This is a genomic window from Streptomyces coelicoflavus (assembly GCF_045041415.1).
GTDB lineage: Bacteria > Actinomycetota > Actinomycetes > Streptomycetales > Streptomycetaceae > Streptomyces > Streptomyces coelicoflavus.
Genome location: NZ_CP108220.1, coordinates 80,115 through 94,637 on the forward strand (window position 1 = coordinate 80,115; position 14,523 = coordinate 94,637).

Annotated in this window: 14 protein-coding genes; 8 read left to right on the top strand and 6 right to left on the bottom strand. The window is 72.5% G+C overall.

What is annotated here, in order from left to right; all coding sequences use genetic code 11:
• Positions 1-14 precede the first annotated feature (14 nt).
• From OHA99_RS37515 to OHA99_RS37540, 6 genes are all read left to right on the top strand, one after another.
• Positions 15-863 (top strand): ABC transporter ATP-binding protein, encoded by an 849-nt coding sequence (locus OHA99_RS37515; RefSeq protein WP_153182484.1) that lies wholly within the window; start codon positions 15-17, stop codon positions 861-863.
• Positions 850-1,740 (top strand): ABC transporter permease, encoded by an 891-nt coding sequence (locus OHA99_RS37520; RefSeq protein ID WP_331723842.1) that lies wholly within the window; start codon positions 850-852, stop codon positions 1,738-1,740. Before OHA99_RS37515 ends, OHA99_RS37520 begins: the two co-directional genes overlap by 14 nt.
• Before the next feature lie 138 nt (positions 1,741-1,878).
• Entirely contained in the window at positions 1,879-3,294 is a 1,416-nt protein-coding gene (locus OHA99_RS37525; protein ID WP_153182482.1) for an FAD/NAD(P)-binding protein, read from the top strand.
• A 160-nt stretch (positions 3,295-3,454) separates the two neighbouring features.
• Positions 3,455-3,658 carry a hypothetical protein gene (locus OHA99_RS37530; protein WP_087793224.1) on the top strand — a complete coding sequence of 68 codons (204 nt, stop codon included), beginning with the start codon at positions 3,455-3,457 and terminating at the stop codon, positions 3,656-3,658.
• Between the two features lie 23 nt (positions 3,659-3,681).
• Entirely contained in the window at positions 3,682-5,460 is a 1,779-nt protein-coding gene (locus OHA99_RS37535) for an ABC transporter ATP-binding protein (protein ID WP_153182481.1), read from the top strand.
• 134 nt (positions 5,461-5,594) lie between these two features.
• Positions 5,595-7,529: a multicopper oxidase domain-containing protein gene (locus OHA99_RS37540; RefSeq protein ID WP_331723843.1), complete on the top strand. Its 1,935-nt coding sequence runs from the start codon at positions 5,595-5,597 to the stop codon at positions 7,527-7,529.
• 91 nt (positions 7,530-7,620) lie between these two features.
• Here OHA99_RS37540 and OHA99_RS37545 read toward each other — a convergent pair whose 3' ends face one another.
• Positions 7,621-7,884, bottom strand: a complete 264-nt coding sequence (locus tag OHA99_RS37545; protein ID WP_007389945.1) for a hypothetical protein — start codon at positions 7,882-7,884, stop codon at positions 7,621-7,623.
• Between the two features lie 245 nt (positions 7,885-8,129).
• Between OHA99_RS37545 and OHA99_RS37550 the strand changes: the two genes are divergently transcribed.
• A complete protein-coding gene (locus tag OHA99_RS37550; protein ID WP_331723844.1) occupies positions 8,130-9,305 on the top strand; it encodes a nucleotide disphospho-sugar-binding domain-containing protein in 1,176 nt (391 codons plus the stop codon).
• Between the two features lie 71 nt (positions 9,306-9,376).
• On the opposite strand, the gene OHA99_RS37555 is transcribed toward OHA99_RS37550, so the two are convergent.
• Both OHA99_RS37555 and rfbA read right to left on the bottom strand, forming a co-directional pair.
• Complete coding sequence (locus OHA99_RS37555) at positions 9,377-10,453, bottom strand: nucleotide disphospho-sugar-binding domain-containing protein (RefSeq protein WP_331723845.1); 1,077 nt, start codon at positions 10,451-10,453, stop codon at positions 9,377-9,379.
• An 86-nt stretch (positions 10,454-10,539) separates the two neighbouring features.
• A complete protein-coding gene (gene rfbA, locus OHA99_RS37560) occupies positions 10,540-11,409 on the bottom strand; it encodes a glucose-1-phosphate thymidylyltransferase RfbA (RefSeq protein WP_331723846.1) in 870 nt (289 codons plus the stop codon).
• A gap of 192 nt (positions 11,410-11,601) precedes the next feature.
• On the opposite strand from rfbA, the gene OHA99_RS37565 reads away from it, so the two are divergent.
• Positions 11,602-12,615 (top strand): Gfo/Idh/MocA family oxidoreductase, encoded by a 1,014-nt coding sequence (locus OHA99_RS37565; RefSeq protein WP_331723847.1) that lies wholly within the window; start codon positions 11,602-11,604, stop codon positions 12,613-12,615.
• 76 nt (positions 12,616-12,691) lie between these two features.
• Here the strand turns inward: OHA99_RS37565 and OHA99_RS37570 are convergent, their stop codons facing one another.
• Genes OHA99_RS37570 through OHA99_RS37580 form a run of 3 tightly spaced genes read right to left on the bottom strand, consistent with a single transcriptional unit; the run spans position 12,692 to position 14,441 of the window.
• Positions 12,692-13,318, bottom strand: a complete 627-nt coding sequence (locus OHA99_RS37570) for a dTDP-4-dehydrorhamnose 3,5-epimerase family protein (RefSeq protein WP_240469303.1) — start codon at positions 13,316-13,318, stop codon at positions 12,692-12,694.
• 17 nt (positions 13,319-13,335) lie between these two features.
• Positions 13,336-13,998: a sulfotransferase family protein gene (locus OHA99_RS37575; protein WP_153182476.1), complete on the bottom strand. Its 663-nt coding sequence runs from the start codon at positions 13,996-13,998 to the stop codon at positions 13,336-13,338.
• Between the two features lie 14 nt (positions 13,999-14,012).
• Positions 14,013-14,441 (bottom strand): carboxymuconolactone decarboxylase family protein, encoded by a 429-nt coding sequence (locus tag OHA99_RS37580; RefSeq protein WP_228126406.1) that lies wholly within the window; start codon positions 14,439-14,441, stop codon positions 14,013-14,015.
• Positions 14,442-14,523 lie beyond the last annotated feature (82 nt).

A 14,523-nucleotide genomic window follows, 5' to 3' on the forward strand; every position in this document is an offset into this window, starting at 1 on the left:
AGGAGGTGACGACCATGGCCACGACCACGACCGCGCCCATCGCCGAAGGAACCCGGTCCACACTCGACCGCGGACCCTCCGGGGCCGCCCCGGCCCAGAGGAGCGGGGTGGCGGCGGCCGCCTGCGCCGCCCGGATCGAGCACGTCTCGAAGTCCTTCGCGGGCCCCGCCGGGCAGCAGCTCGTCCTGGACGACATCACCCTCGATGTCGCCCCCGGCGAGTTCGTCACCCTCCTGGGCGCCTCCGGCTGCGGCAAGTCCACCCTGCTCAACCTCGTCGCAGGCCTCGACAAGCCCACCACCGGCGACATCACCACCGCCGGACGCCCCGCCCTCATGTTCCAGGAGCACGCCCTCTTCCCCTGGCTGACCGCGGGCAAGAACATCGAACTCGCCCTGAAACTGCGCGGCGTACCCAAGTCCGACCGCCGCGACAAGGCCGAGGAACTGCTCGAACTCGTCCGCCTCAAGGGCGCGTACGGCAAGCGGGTGCACGAGCTGTCCGGCGGTATGCGCCAGCGGGTCGCGATGGCCCGCGCGCTCGCCCAGGAGAGCAAGCTGCTCCTGATGGACGAGCCCTTCGCAGCCCTCGACGCCATCACCCGCGACGTCCTGCACGACGAGCTGACCCGCATCTGGCGCGAGACGCAGCTGTCCGTCCTCTTCGTCACCCACAACGTCCGCGAAGCCGTACGCCTGGCCGAACGGGTCGTCCTGCTGTCCTCCCGCCCCGGACGCATCGCCCGCCAGTGGACCGTCGGCATCCCGCAGCCGCGCCGTATCGAGGACACCGCCGTGGCGGAACTGTCCGTCGAGATCACCGAAGAACTGCGTGGGGAGATCCGCCGCCATGGCCAGCACTGAGCCCCGCGTCGAGGAGCGCGCCGACCTGGCGGGGCTGGAGGCGGGCCTCGACGCCCTGGAGACCCGGCACCGGGCCCGTACCCCCTTCCGGCGGACCCTGGTGGAGAAGGTCCTGCCGCCCACCGTCGCGGTGCTCCTCGTGCTGGCGGTGTGGCAGGGCCTGGTCTCCTTCAAGATCGTCGACGATCCGACCAAGCTGCCCGCCCCCTTGGACGTGTGGGACGTGGTCCACCAGGCCTGGCTCCAGGGCGAGTTGCTCGGCTACATCTGGACCAGCGTCTCCCGCGGCCTGCTCGGCTTCTGCTTCGCACTCCTCATCGGCACCCCGCTGGGACTCCTCGTCGCCCGCGTGAAGTTCGTCCGCGCGGCCATCGGCCCCATCCTCTCCGGCCTCCAGTCGCTGCCGTCGGTGGCCTGGGTGCCTCCCGCCGTGATCTGGCTGGGCCTGAACAACACGATGATGTACGCCGTCATCCTCCTCGGCGCCGTGCCCTCCATCGCCAACGGCCTCGTCTCCGGCGTCGACCAGGTCTCCCCCGTCTTCCTCCGCGCCGGCCGCACCCTCGGCGCCACCGGACTCAAGGGCACCTGGCACATCGTGCTGCCCGCCGCACTCCCCGGCTACGTCGCCGGCCTCAAACAGGGCTGGGCCTTCTCCTGGCGCTCCCTGATGGCCGCCGAGATCATCGCCTCCTTCCCCGACCTCGGCGTCGGCCTCGGACAACTCCTCGAGAACGGCCGCAACGCCAGCGACATGGCCATGGTCTTCGAAGCCATCCTCCTCATCCTGACCGTCGGCATCGCCATCGACCTGCTCATCTTCAGCCCCCTCGAACGCTGGGTCCTGCGCAGCCGCGGCCTGCTGGTGAAGGGCTGAGACACGGCGTGTCCGCGCCGCCTCCAGCGGTGCTCGACGCGTCGGCTGCCGGTTCTCGAGCGGTGCCCAGCAGGGTGACGGTGACCGGCCGGCCGGCGAAACGGAGACCGACATGCGGATACGGCACAGGAGGCGGACGTGACGCGCCGCGTCGCGGTGGTGGGCGCCGGTGCGGCGGGAGCGCTGACGGCGGTCCAGCTGATGCGGCGGGCCGAACGCGCCGGACACGCCACCGGGATCTGGCTGATCGACCCGGCCCCGCACACGGGCCGCGGGGTCGCCTACGGCACCTCGGACCCCCGGCATCTGCTCAACGTGCCCGCCGCCCGTATGAGCGCCTTCCCCGACGATCCCGGGCACTTCCTGCGCACGATCGCCGGCCGGTATCCGCACGTCGCGCCCGGTGACTTCGTCCCCCGCCGGGAGTACGGGCGCTACCTGGGCGACCTCGTCGAGGAGACCGCGCGGCGGTGCCGGTACGCCCGCCTGCACCGGGTGCGGGAGCGGGTCGTGGCCGTCCGGGACCGCTCCGGCGGGCCGGTGCTGCGCCTCGCGGGCGGTAGTGAACTGCGGGTGGACGGCGCCGTCCTGGCGCTGGGCGGCCTGGGTCCCGAGCACGCCTGGGCGGGGCCCGCGCTCCGGGCGTCCGGGCGTTTCGTCGGCGACCCCTGGGCGCCCGGGGCCCTCGACGGTCCGGCCGCGGAAGGGGACGTCCTGCTCGTCGGCACCGGTCTGACCATGGTCGACCTGGCCGTCACCCTGGCCCGCCCCGGCCGGGTCCTGCACGCCGTGTCCCGGCACGGGCTGCTGCCCCGGGAGCACCTGCCCGTCGCGGGCGCGCCGGCCGAGCCGCCGGAGCTGGACGCCGCGCACGGTCTGGACGCGCTGCGCCGCGGCGTGCGACGGCACCTGGCCGCCTGCCGTCGTGCGCGTGGGGACTGGCGGCCCGCGATGGACGGGCTGCGTCCGGTGACGGCGGCCCTGTGGCGGCAGCTGTCCCCGGCCGACCGCCTGCGCTTCCTCGAGGAGGACCTGCGGACCTGGGAGGTGCACCGCCACCGCGTCGCACCCGCGACGGCGGCCGCGCTGCGCGCGCTGCGGGCCGCCGGCCGGCTGCGGGTGGCCGCCGGTGAGGTGGTGGGGGCCGTGCCCGGCGAGGACGCGGTGACCGTGGCCCTGAGCGACGGCAGGCGGCTGCGGGTCGGCGCGGTCGTCGCCTGCACCGGGGCGCGTACGGACCCGCGACGCACGGACGATCCCCTGGTGCGCTGCCTGCTGGAGCGCGGCTGGGCCCGCACCGGCCCGGCCGGTCTCGGCCTGGACACCGGCGACGACGGGCGGTTGGTGCCCGCGGCCGGGGTCCCGGCCGCGCGACTGTGGACGCTCGGGGCCGCCCGGCGCGGCAACCTCCTGGAGACCACCGCCGTACCGGAGATCCGGACGCAGGCCGCCGAGGTCGCCGGCGCGGTGTGGGAGGCCCTCGCCTCCCCTCCGGCCGCGCCCCGCACCCGACGACGGCCGCGTACGGCTCCCGAAGCGGCCCTGCGCCGGTAGCACCGGCGGAGGGGGCGGGAGCACCGGCAGAGGAGCCGGGTGCGGGGCCCCGCACCGCCCGACCCGGCCTCCAGCGGGGCTCGACGCATCGCCCGCCGGTCCTTGAGCCGGGTCCACCAGGGTGGCGGTCAACGGGTTGGCCGGCGAAACGGAGACCGTCATGCGCACACCGCGCGCGTCCGCCATGAGCGCCGTCGGCAGGAGCCTCGGCGAGGGCCTGATGTGGATGGGGTTCGGCTGGTACGGCACGCAGCCGCCGCACCCCTGGAGCGGGTATGCGATGCCGCCCGCCGAGCCGCCGTGCCTGCCCCCGCTGTCGGAGCGGGAGTTCGCCCGGTGGACGGCCCCGTCCACTCCGCTGTAACGACCGAGGACAAGGAGAACAGGGTGCCCACCACCGGGTCGGCCACTGCGCGTGTTCCCGTGCCCAAGCGGCGCATACTCAAGCTGTTCCTTCCGTACCGCAGGAGCCTGCTGTTCGTCGCGTTCCTGGTCGTGGCGTCCTCCCTGGTCTCCCTCGTCAACCCCTTCCTGATCCGCGAGATCATCGACGTGGCGCTGCCGCAGGGCAGGACCGGGCTGCTGTCCGCGCTCGCCCTGGGCATGGTCGTCGTGGCGGTCGCGAACAGCTCGTTCAACGTGTGGCAGACCTATCTGTCCGCCAAGGTCGGCCAGCTCGTCATGCACGACCTGCGCACCGCCGTCTACTCCCACCTCCAGCGCATGTCGCTGGCCTTCTTCACCCGCACCCGCACCGGTGAGGTCCAGTCGCGCATCGCCAACGACATCGGCGGGATGCAGGTGACCGTGACGACCACCGCGACGGCGCTGGTGTCGGACGTGACCACCGTCATCACCACGGTCACCGCCATGGCCCTGCTCGACTGGCGTCTCACGCTGGCGTCGCTGGTCGTCCTGCCGGGCTTCGTCTGGGTGAGCCGGCACGTCGGGGACGAGCTGCGCGTCCTCACCCGGGCGCGGCAGCGCCAGTTCGCCGACCTGTCGTCGAACGTGCAGGAGTCGCTGTCGGTCAGCGGCATCATGCTCGGTCACACCATGGGCCGTTCCCGCTCGCTGAGCGACGCGTTCGCCGGGCAGTCCCGCAAGCTCACCGACATCGAGGTCCGCGCGAGCACGGCCGGCCTGTGGTACCAGTCGACGATCTGGATCGTCATGGCGGCCATGCCCGCGGTGATCTACTGGGTGGCGGGGCTGGCCTCCAGCGGCGGCCGGATGTCCATCTCCATCGGCGCGCTGGTCGCGTTCGCCACCCTCCAGCAGATCCTGTTCCGTCCCGCGCAGCGGCTGCTGACCATCGGTCTGGACATCCAGAGTTCGCTGGAGTTGTTCGGGCGCATCTTCGAGTACCTCGACCTGCCGGTCGACGTCGCCGAGCCCGAGCGGCCGGTGGTGCCGGCCGCCCTGCGGGGGGAGGTGCGGCTGCGCGGCGTCGGTTTCCGCTACGCGGGTGCCGAGCGGCCGACGCTGGAGGGCGTGGACGTGACGGTGCCCGCCGGGCACAGTCTGGCCGTCGTCGGGGAGACCGGCTCGGGCAAGACCACGCTGAGCTATCTGATACCGCGGCTGTACGACGCGACGTCGGGCACGGTGACGATCGACGGCGTCGACGTGCGGGACCTGTCGTTCGACACGCTCGCCGCCGCCGTCGGCGTCGTCTCCCAGGAGACGTACCTCTTCCACGCGACGGTCGCGGAGAACCTGAGGTTCGCCAAGCCCGGCGCGAGCGACGAGGAGCTGGTCGCGGCGGCGCGGGTGGCGCACATCCACGACTACCTGATGTCCCTGCCCGACGGCTACGACACGGTGGTCGGCGAGCGCGGCTACCGGTTCTCCGGCGGTGAGAAGCAGCGGCTGGCCATCGCCCGCGCCATCCTGCGCGACCCGCCCGTCCTGGTGCTGGACGAGGCCACCAGCGCGCTGGACACGCGCACCGAGCTGTCCGTGCAGCAGGCCGTCGACGCGGCGAGCGCGGGGCGCACCACGATCACGGTCGCGCACCGGCTGTCGACCGTCCGCAACGCCGACGAGATCCTCGTCCTGGAGCGGGGGCGCATCGCCGAGCGCGGCACCCACGACGAACTGCTCGCCCTCGACGGCCACTACGCCACCCTGGTGCGCCGGGACACCGAGATGGCGGTCGTTTAGGCAGTCGTTCGGGCAGTCGTGCGGGGCGGCCGGAGGGCCGGGCCGCGCGGACCCTTCAGGTCCGCTCGAAGGACGCTGCACGGGGCTGCGGGCTTCGAGTGGATCTGGAGGGGTCGTTGCCTACGCTCCGGCGCATGGAGACCTCGTCTGGCGCAATACCGGCCCCGTCCGGGATCGACCGGCGCACCCTGCTGCGGGGCGGCGCCGTCGCCTCGCTGGGCGCGCTCGTGTCGTCGTCCTCCGCCTTCGCCGCGCCCCGTGCGGCGGCCCCCGGCGGCCCCGAGCCGTCGGCGGACGGGCTGCTGCTGACCAAGTTCAGGGACCCGCTGCGCACCCCGCCGGTGCTGCGCCCGCGCGGGCGCGGCGACCACGACGAGCTGACCGTGCGGCTGCGCACCGCCGACGTCACCGTGCACTCGGAGCTGGCGCCGGTGCGGATGTGGACGTACGAGGGCAGCTACCCGGGGCCGACGATCGAGGCGGTCCGCGGCCGCCGGCTGCGGGTGGCCTGGGAGAACCGGCTGACGGGGAACATCCCGGTCACCGCCGTCGAGTTCGGCCGGCCCGGCGGCCCCATGGCCGACCCGCTGACCAACTACCCCGGCACCGAGGGCTGCCGGGAGGTGCCCGGGGTGGCGGACCTCGAACCGTGGGCGGCGGTGCACCTGCACGGCATGCTGACCGGCGGCGGCAACGACGGCTGGATGGAGAACCTCGTCGCCCCGGGCGAGGCCCAGCTGTCGGCGTACCCGGACGACCAGGCCGCCACCACGCTCTGGTACCACGACCACACCCACCACGTGAGCCGCTTCAGCGTGTACGCCGGTCTCGCGGGCCTGTACGTCCTGCGCGATCCCGGGGAACGGGCGCCGGACCTGCCCCGCGGCAGGTACGAGGTGCCGCTGGTCCTCAGCGACCGCAACTTCGCGCTGGACGGATCGGGCGCCCTGACCGGGCGTCTGGTGCACAAGGTGGAGATGGTCAACGCGAAGCTCATGCGGGTCCACGCGGCCCCCTACACCCTGGTCAACGGGGTGGTCTGGCCCTACCTCGAGGTCCAGCCGCGCTGGTACCGGTTCCGGATCGTCAACACGGCCAACGCGCGGATCTACCGGCTGATGCTGCTGGCCGACGGCCGGCCCGTGCCCGGGGCCCTCCAGGTCGTCGGCACCGACCAGGGGCTGCTGGACCGGCCGCGTCCGGTCGAGGGGGCGCTCAACCTCTCCTCCGGCGAACGCGCCGACGTGCTGGTCGACTTCGGCGCGTTCCGCGGCCGGTCCGTGAAGCTGGTCAACACGATGGAGGGCGTCGTGCCCGGCGACTCCAGCGTCCGGCACGACCTGCTGGAACCGGACGTGATGCAGTTCCGCGTCGCCGGCCGCGGCTCCGGCGGCCGGTACACCCCGCCCAGGACGCTCTCGCCCGCCTCCGAGCGGCCCACCCACCACGACCTGCCGCACGGCGGGCGCCCCCGCTGGGTGGTGCTGGTCGGACCGGGAACGACCGACGTGCCCGAACTGTGGGAGATGGAGGAGGTGGAGCCCGCCGAGGCAGAGGGGATCACGCTCCCGTCCCCCGGGATCGTCCAGGTCGAGGACGCCGAGGGGACGGTGACGACGCTGCGCCGGACGGCGCTGAGCTACGACGACGGCAACGCGTTCACCGCGGCGCACGGCGGCGTGGAGGTCTGGAAGTACCTCAACCTCGCGGCCTCCCCGCACCCCATGCACATCCACCTGGCCCACTTCCGGGTGCTGTCCCGCGAGAACTACGACGTGACCGGCTTCGACCGGACCGTCCGCGGCACCGCCCGGCCGGCCGGCCACATGGGGGCGGCGGAGCTGGAACCGCACGAGCTCGGGGACAAGGACACGATCAGGGTGGGTACGGCCGGTCAGATCGTCCCCGGCCCGAACGGCACGCCCGGCGAACTGGTCACCGTGCTGGTCCGCTTCCCGGTCGTGGGCAGGGGCGTCCACCACTGCCACATGCTGGAGCACGAGCAGCACATGGTGCGCCCCCTGGTCGTCTCCCCGGCGGCCCACCGGCACGCGGGCGGCCACCACTGACCCGGACACGGCCACGGACCCGGCCGCGGACACGACGAGTGCCCGCGGCGGTGGTCGGCGCGGGCACTCGGGGACCGGTCGGGCGGTGCGGTCAGGCGGCCTTGCGGACGATCTCCACGGCACCGGCGTCCAGCAGGGTCTTCACGGCCGTCTCCCCGCCGTCGACGTCCAGGTCCATGTCGTGGAGCCGGCCGATGACGTTCCGGACGACCTTCTCCGGCTGCGTCTTCTCGGTGCCCTCCCAGACCAGCTCCGGGAAAACGGTCAGATAGACCTTGTCGTTTCCCTGGCTGTAGATGTTCACTTCCATGACGTCACGGAGAGCCATCCGGGCCTTGTAGATCAGGTTGTTCATGCGTGCCACCGACTTTCGGTATCTGTTTTCTGAAGGCTTCCTGACCACACGTACCGACCTCATGATGGTCAGCGGCGGAGAGCTGCGCAATGAGACCCGGAGAATACTCCGTTCAACTGCGGGAAATCCGCGATTGAACGGGCTTGTCAATTGCTTTTGTTTGACAGAAAAAGGCCGCGCTGAGGACCATCGGTACCGTCCGCCCATGCTGTTGGCCGCGTCCCACGAAAAGCATCCGGAGTGCCATGAAAATCCTGTTCATCACCACGGGCAGTCAGGCCACCTACTACGCCGCTGCCCCGCTGGCGACGGCCGCGCGCAACGCGGGCCACCAAGTCATGCTGGCCGCCCACGAACCGTGGGTGGAGACCGCGGAGGCCATCGGCCTCCCCACCTTCTGCTTCACCGTCGACCCGATCCGGCACTTCATGCGGATCACCAACCCGGGCAAGGGCCTGCGCTTCCCCCGGGAGCTGGGCGACGAGGAGATGACCGGGCAGGGCCGCGGCTTCGCGAAGATGGGCCTGGCCGGCGTCGAGTCCCTGCTGGAGCTGTCGAAGGACTGGACCCCGGACGTGGTCGTGGGCAGCTCGCAGAGCTACGCCGCGATGCTGCTCGCCGCCCACCTGAAGGTCCCCTACGTGCGCCATGTCGAGTACCTGGGCATTCCGCTCACCGGCATCGACCCGGGCGCCGAGGCGGAGCTGCGGCCCGAGATGGAGCGCCTCGGCGTGGACGGGCTGCTCAAGCCCGACCTGCTGCTGGACTCGACCCCGCCGTCGCTGCGCCCGGCCCACGACCCGGCCGCGCAGTCGATGCGCTGGATCCCGAGCAACCCGCAGCGCCGCCTGGAGCCCTGGATGTACACCCGTCCCGAGGGGCGCCGCCGGGTGGTCATCACCTCCGGTTTCCGCAGCCTGATGTTCCGCGACCCGGGCTGGTCCATGCCGCTGCTGGTCAAGGAGCTGGAGAAGCTGGGCGCCGAGGCGCTGATCGCGTCGAACCCGGGCGCCGTCGAGCGGTTCGGCGACCAGCTGGGCGACGCGCGCGTCGGCTGGATCCCGATCGACGTCACCGCCGCCACCTGCGACCTGGCGGTCCACCACGGCGGCGCGACCACCGCCACGACGCTCATGGCCAACGGCGTGCCGCAGCTGGTCATCCCGGAGAACCCGCCGGAGTTCCCGCCGAACTACCACCGGGAGGCCATCGCCAAGGCCATCACCGACTTCGGTGCCGGCAAGACGCTGTGGCCGCAGGCGCAGGAGCCCGACAAGGCCCCCGGCGAGGTGATCGCCGCGGCCTGCCGGGAACTGCTGGAGAACCCCAGCTACACCGAGCGGACGCAGCACCTCGCCAAGGAGATCGCGACGCTCCCCACCCCCGCCGAGATCGTGCCCCGGCTGGAGGCGCTGGTCTGACCGCCGGCACCGCACACGAGGCCGCCCCGGGACTCTCGGTCCCGGGGCGGCCTCGTGTGCGCGGGTGCGGATCAGCGGGCGGCGAGGGCCTCGATGTCGCGCAGCACCTCGTCCGGGGTGGGCAGTGCGGCGGCCGCCGCGGCGAGGGTGCGGGTGCGCTCGGCGTACCCCGGGTCGGCGAGGATCTCCCGGCAGGCCGCGACGGTCACCTCGTCCGGGTCCTGCCCGGCCCCGGGCCGGTGCGGGTCCACCAGGACGGCGGCGCCGTAGCCGCTGACGGCCTCGGCGACGGCCTTGCCGTAGCCGTTGTCGGGGACGATCACCTGGGGCACGCCCGCGTTGATCAGCGTCATGGCGGTGGTGGCGCCGCCGTGGTGGACCGCCAGGTCCAGGGTGGGGGCGACGACGTCCAGGGGGATCCAGCCGATGCGTACGTGGCCCAGTTCCGCCCCGTACCGCTCGGCGGCCTCCGGCAGCGCGGCGATCAGCACCTCCGCTCCCGCGCCGGCCAGCCCGTCCACCAGCCGGCGCAGCGAACTGCCGGGGGTGTCGAGCATCAGGTTGCGGGTGCCCGCGGTGATCAGCGCCCGGCGGCGGCCCTCGGGCCGGGTGTACATCCACGGCTCGATCCGGCGCTGGCTCACCCGGGGCACCCAGCGCATCGCCCGGCCGTCCGGCGCGCCGGGCGGGCGCAGGGGCGGCGGGCACAGGTCGACGAAGAGGTCGGGCGGCGGCAGTTCGGCCAGGCCGAGGCGTTCCAGCTGCGGCTGGAGCTCCGCCACCGCCGTGCGGTCCCGGCGTGCCATCGGGGCGATGTGCCAGATGTGCCGGACGAAGGGGACCTTGAGGGCCGCGGCGAGCACCCGGGGAACGTGGGAGAGGCCGCCGACGACCAGGTCGGGGGTCCACTGCCGGGTCAGTTCCAGCAGGGCGTCGATGCGGACGGCGGCGGTCATGCCGTCCTGGCCGTAGCGCATGCGCTCGGGGGTGATGCAGACCGCGGGGAGGCCGACGGACTGCGCGGCCGCCATCAGCGGTTCGTCGGCGGCCAGCAGGATCTCGTGCCCGGCGCTGCGGGCGGCCGAGGCCAGGGGTGCGACGCCGAAGACGGCCGCCTGGCTGCCCCCGACGGTGAACAGTATTTTCATGACTGTGCGCTTCTTCCGTTGACGGATGCGGGGGCGCCCGGGAGGCGGCGCGGGAGGGGCGTTGGGGATGTCGGGGCGGCGTCGGATCAGCCGGCCTGGGCCATCTCCATGACGTACCGGCCGTAGGAGGAGTGCGCGAGGCGGCTGCCGAGCCGGTAGCAGGACTCCTGGTCGATGTAGCCCATGCGCCAGGCGATCTCCTCGAGGCAGGCGATGCGCACGCCCTGGCGGTGTTCCAGGACCTGGACGTAGTCCCCGGCCTCCATGAGCGCGTCGTGGGTTCCGGTGTCCAGCCAGACGAATCCGCGGCCGAGCGGGACCAGGGTGGCCTCGCCGCGCTCCAGGTAGACCCGGTTGAGGTCGGTGATCTCCAGTTCGCCGCGCTCCGAGGGCCGCAACTGCCGGGCGATGTCCACGACCTGGTTGTCGTAGAGGTACAGCCCGGTGATCGCCATGTTGGTCTGCGGGTTCGCGGGCTTCTCCTCGAGGGCGACGAGTCTGCCCCGCTCGTCGAGGGTGCCCACGCCGTAGCGCTCGGGGTCGCGCACCGGGTAGCCGAACAGGACGCAGCCGCTGATGTCCCGGGCGGCCCTCTGGAGCATCGGCCCGAACTCGTACCCGTGGAAGATGTTGTCGCCCAGCACCAGGGCGACGGAGTCGTCCCCGATGTGCTCCTCGGAGACCAGGAACGCGTCGGCGAGCCCCCGGGGCTTGTCCTGTTCCGCGTAGGTCAGGGTGAGGCCCAGCCAGGACCCGTCGCCGAGGAGCCGCCGGAACATGTCCGAGTCCTCGGGCGTCGTGATGATCTCGATTTCGGTGATCCCCGCCAGCATCAGCGCCGACAGGGGGTAGTAAATCATCGGCTTGTCGTAGACCGGGAGCATTTGCTTCGAGACTCCGAGGGTGATCGGATGGAGTCTCGTGCCATTGCCGCCGGCCAGGATGATGCCCTTCACCGTGGCGCCTCCTCAGTGACTTCGTGCCCGTCAGGCGTGTCCGCACTTTATCGGTGGCCGGCGCCCGCCCGAAAGTTTTCCCCGGCCGCCGTACGAATGGCGTTCCTGTTGACAGAATCGGGCCTGCTTACTCAGGCTTGCGGCGTACCCGGTTCAGGCATGCGCATTTACTGTCTTCGTTTAGGTGGACCTGTGGAAATCGAAGATCTGACGCCCGTTCTCGAATCCGGGCAGAGCGCCGGTATCGGCATCATCGGGTGCGCCGACATCGCCGTGCGGCGGGCCATCCCCGCGATTCTCCGCTCGCCCTTCCGGCTGGCGGCGGTCGCGAGCCGTTCCCGCGAGAAGGCCGAGGACGTCGCGGCCGGGGCCGGCTGTACGGCCGTCGAGGGGTACGAGCGCCTCCTCGAGACCCCCGGCGTCGACGCGGTCTACGTCCCGCTGCCGAACAGTGAGCACGCCAAGTGGGCCCGGCTGGCGCTGGAGGCGGGCAAGCACGTCCTGCTGGAGAAGCCCGCGGTGCCCGACGGGGACAGTGCCCGGGAACTCGTCGCGCTCGCCGAGGAGCGCTCCCTGGCCGTCATGGAGAACTTCGCGTTCCTGCGCCACCCCCAGCACGAGCAGGCGCGGGCCCTGGTGGCCGACGGGGCGATCGGGGAACTGCGCTCCTACAACGGGGCGTTCGGCATTCCGCCGACCGACCCGGGCCAGATCAAGTACCAGGCGGATCTCGGCGGCGGGGCCCTGTGGGAGGTCGGCTGCTACCCGGTGCGCGCCGCCCAGGAGTACCTCGGGGAGTCGGCCCGGGTCCTGGGGGCGGGCCTGAAGTCCGATCCGGATCTGGGCGTGGACGTCTCCGGGGTGGCGCTGCTGGGCGACGACGAGGGCGTCACCGCCCACTGCGCCTTCGGCCTGTCCCACGGCTACCGGTCGACGTACGACCTGTGGGGCAGCGAGGGACGGCTGGTCCTGGAGTGGGCGTTCACGCCCTCGCACAGCGCACGTCCGGTGCTGCGCCTGGAGCAGAGGGACCGCGAGACGCGGATCCTCGCCCCGGCCTTCGACCAGTTCCTCGGCGTGTTCGGCACGTTCCACGACGCCGTGCGCGATCCGGCGGCACGGGCGGTGCACCACCGCGACCTGGTGCGGCAGGCGGGACTGATGGCCGGCGTCCGCGCGCACGCCCTCGGCGCGCGGCCCCGGTGAGAACGACAAACCGACGAGAAGGACGCGGAACGGCGGTCGGCCCCCAGGGGGGGTGCCGACCGCCGTTCCGCGTGCGCTACCGTCCGGCTCCGACTCCGGCTCCGGCCCGTGCCGCGCCGAGGGGGCGCGGGGGGCACTGCTCCCAGGTGGGCAGCAGTCCCGCCGCCGCGGCCTCGGCGAGGGTGGGCGCCGCGGCGTCCTTGTCCGAGCGGATCGGCGGCTCCGTCAGGTCCCAGGGCAGGGCGAGCGCGGGGTCGAGCGCGTCGACGTCGATCATCGTGCCGGGCTCGTACTCCTGGGAGCACAGGTAGCTCATGCACGTGTCGTCGGTGAGGGCGAGGAAGGCGTGCCCCACCCCGTCGGGCAGGTACACGGCCGTCCCCGTCTCGGGGCTCTGGTGGGTGACGTCGTAGTGGCCGAACGTCGGCGACCCCACCCTCAGGTCGACGGCGATGTCCAGGGCGGCACCCCGCACGCACGTGACGAACTTCGCCTGGCCCGGCGGGACCTTCGTGCCGTGGATGCCGCGCAGGGTGCCCCGCCGGGACACCGAGTAGTTGACCTGGCGGACCGTGAACTCCCAGCCGGCGCCGGACAGCAGGGCGCTGGCCCGCACGGACTCGAAGAAGTGGCCCCGCCGGTCGTGCAGGGGCTCGGGTTCGACGCGGTACGCGCCGGGGACCGTCATTTCCGTTGTCAGCACCTCGGGCTCCTCGCGGCTCAGCCGGTGACCGCCGCGGCGGCCCCGGCCGCCGCCGCGACCCGCTGCCGCATGGAGGCGGTGTCGTTGGTCCGCGGGAACTCCTCCCGCGGGGCGTCGACGCCGAGGAAGTCGCACAGCGGCTCCCAGCCGTCGCGCACGTCGTACACGAGGACGTTGTCCGCGCCCAGGGTGCGCACGACCTCCTCGTTGTGCCGGTGGTAGACCTCGATGGCGTGGTCCTTGTCGGAGAAGCGGCCGCCGAACAGGCCGTCCCAGACCATCGTGGTGGTGACACGGAACAGCGCGGCCTGCGGGCTGCCGGGCTCCGGCGGGTGCGCGGCGCTGCGCAGGGCGAACTGGTACAGCGTGTCGTGGGTGCTGCGGTACCAGCTCTCGGGGTCGCGCACCGTCAGGATCACCTTGGCGTCCTCGAACGCCTCGCTGATCTGCCGGTAGTACACGGCGCAGGGGCCGTCCACGGCGGAGCGGTAGCCGGCGAAGAGGGCCTGCCAGTCGGGGCTCTCGCCGTCGCAGACGACCCGCTCCCACTGCCGCAGCCGTTCCGCGTCGCCGACGATGTCGAACATGTGGAAGGAGGGGCCGAGGCCGAGCCGGTCCAGGGCCGCCTTGAGCGAGGTCGTGCCGGTCCTGCCGAGGCCGGCGTTGACGATCTTCAGCACGGTGTGTCCCTTCCTCAGCGCCAGGCCGCGGCTTCCTGGCGGGTGGCGACGTTCACCCGGTTCCAGAAGTTGACCAGGCCGATGTGCATGACCAGGGCACCGAGCTGCTCGTCGGTGTAGTGCCCGGAGGACTTCTCCCAGATGTCGTCCGACGCCATGTCCTGCGGGTCGGTCATCAGCGTGACGGCCTCGGCCATCTCCAGTGCGGCGCGCTCGGCATCGTCGAAGCAGGACTCGGTGCGCCAGCCGGCCACCCGCGGCAGCCGCTGGTCCGCCGGCTGCCCGGGGCCGTCCGGGAAGGTGTACTCGCGGCCGTTGATCTCGCTGACGCGCAGCCGGACCAGGTCGAGGGTGCTCTGCGGTACGCCCACCTTGCCGATGACCTCGGTCAGGTCGAGCAGGGGCTGCAGTGCGCCGGGAACGACCAGGGAGGGATTTTCCATCCGTGGGGTCATCGGGTCTTCTCCTGTGCGGTATGCGTGGACGGGTCGGGTGCTCGCGCGGACGGGCCGGGTGCTCGCGGCG

What these genes read in the sequence shown, in the direction of transcription:
- OHA99_RS37515 (WP_153182484.1), top strand. Translation starts at nt 15, where the DNA reads ATGGCCACGACCACGACCGCGCCCATCGCCGAAGGAACCCGGTCCACA.
- OHA99_RS37520 (WP_331723842.1), top strand. Translation starts at nt 850, where the DNA reads ATGGCCAGCACTGAGCCCCGCGTCGAGGAGCGCGCCGACCTGGCGGGG.
- OHA99_RS37530 (WP_087793224.1), top strand. Translation starts at nt 3,455, where the DNA reads ATGCGCACACCGCGCGCGTCCGCCATGAGCGCCGTCGGCAGGAGCCTC.
- OHA99_RS37540 (WP_331723843.1), top strand. Translation starts at nt 5,595, where the DNA reads ATGGAGACCTCGTCTGGCGCAATACCGGCCCCGTCCGGGATCGACCGG.
- OHA99_RS37545 (WP_007389945.1), bottom strand. Translation starts at nt 7,884, where the DNA reads ATGAACAACCTGATCTACAAGGCCCGGATGGCTCTCCGTGACGTCATG.
- OHA99_RS37550 (WP_331723844.1), top strand. Translation starts at nt 8,130, where the DNA reads ATGAAAATCCTGTTCATCACCACGGGCAGTCAGGCCACCTACTACGCC.
- OHA99_RS37555 (WP_331723845.1), bottom strand. Translation starts at nt 10,453, where the DNA reads ATGAAAATACTGTTCACCGTCGGGGGCAGCCAGGCGGCCGTCTTCGGC.
- OHA99_RS37580 (WP_228126406.1), bottom strand. Translation starts at nt 14,441, where the DNA reads ATGGAAAATCCCTCCCTGGTCGTTCCCGGCGCACTGCAGCCCCTGCTC.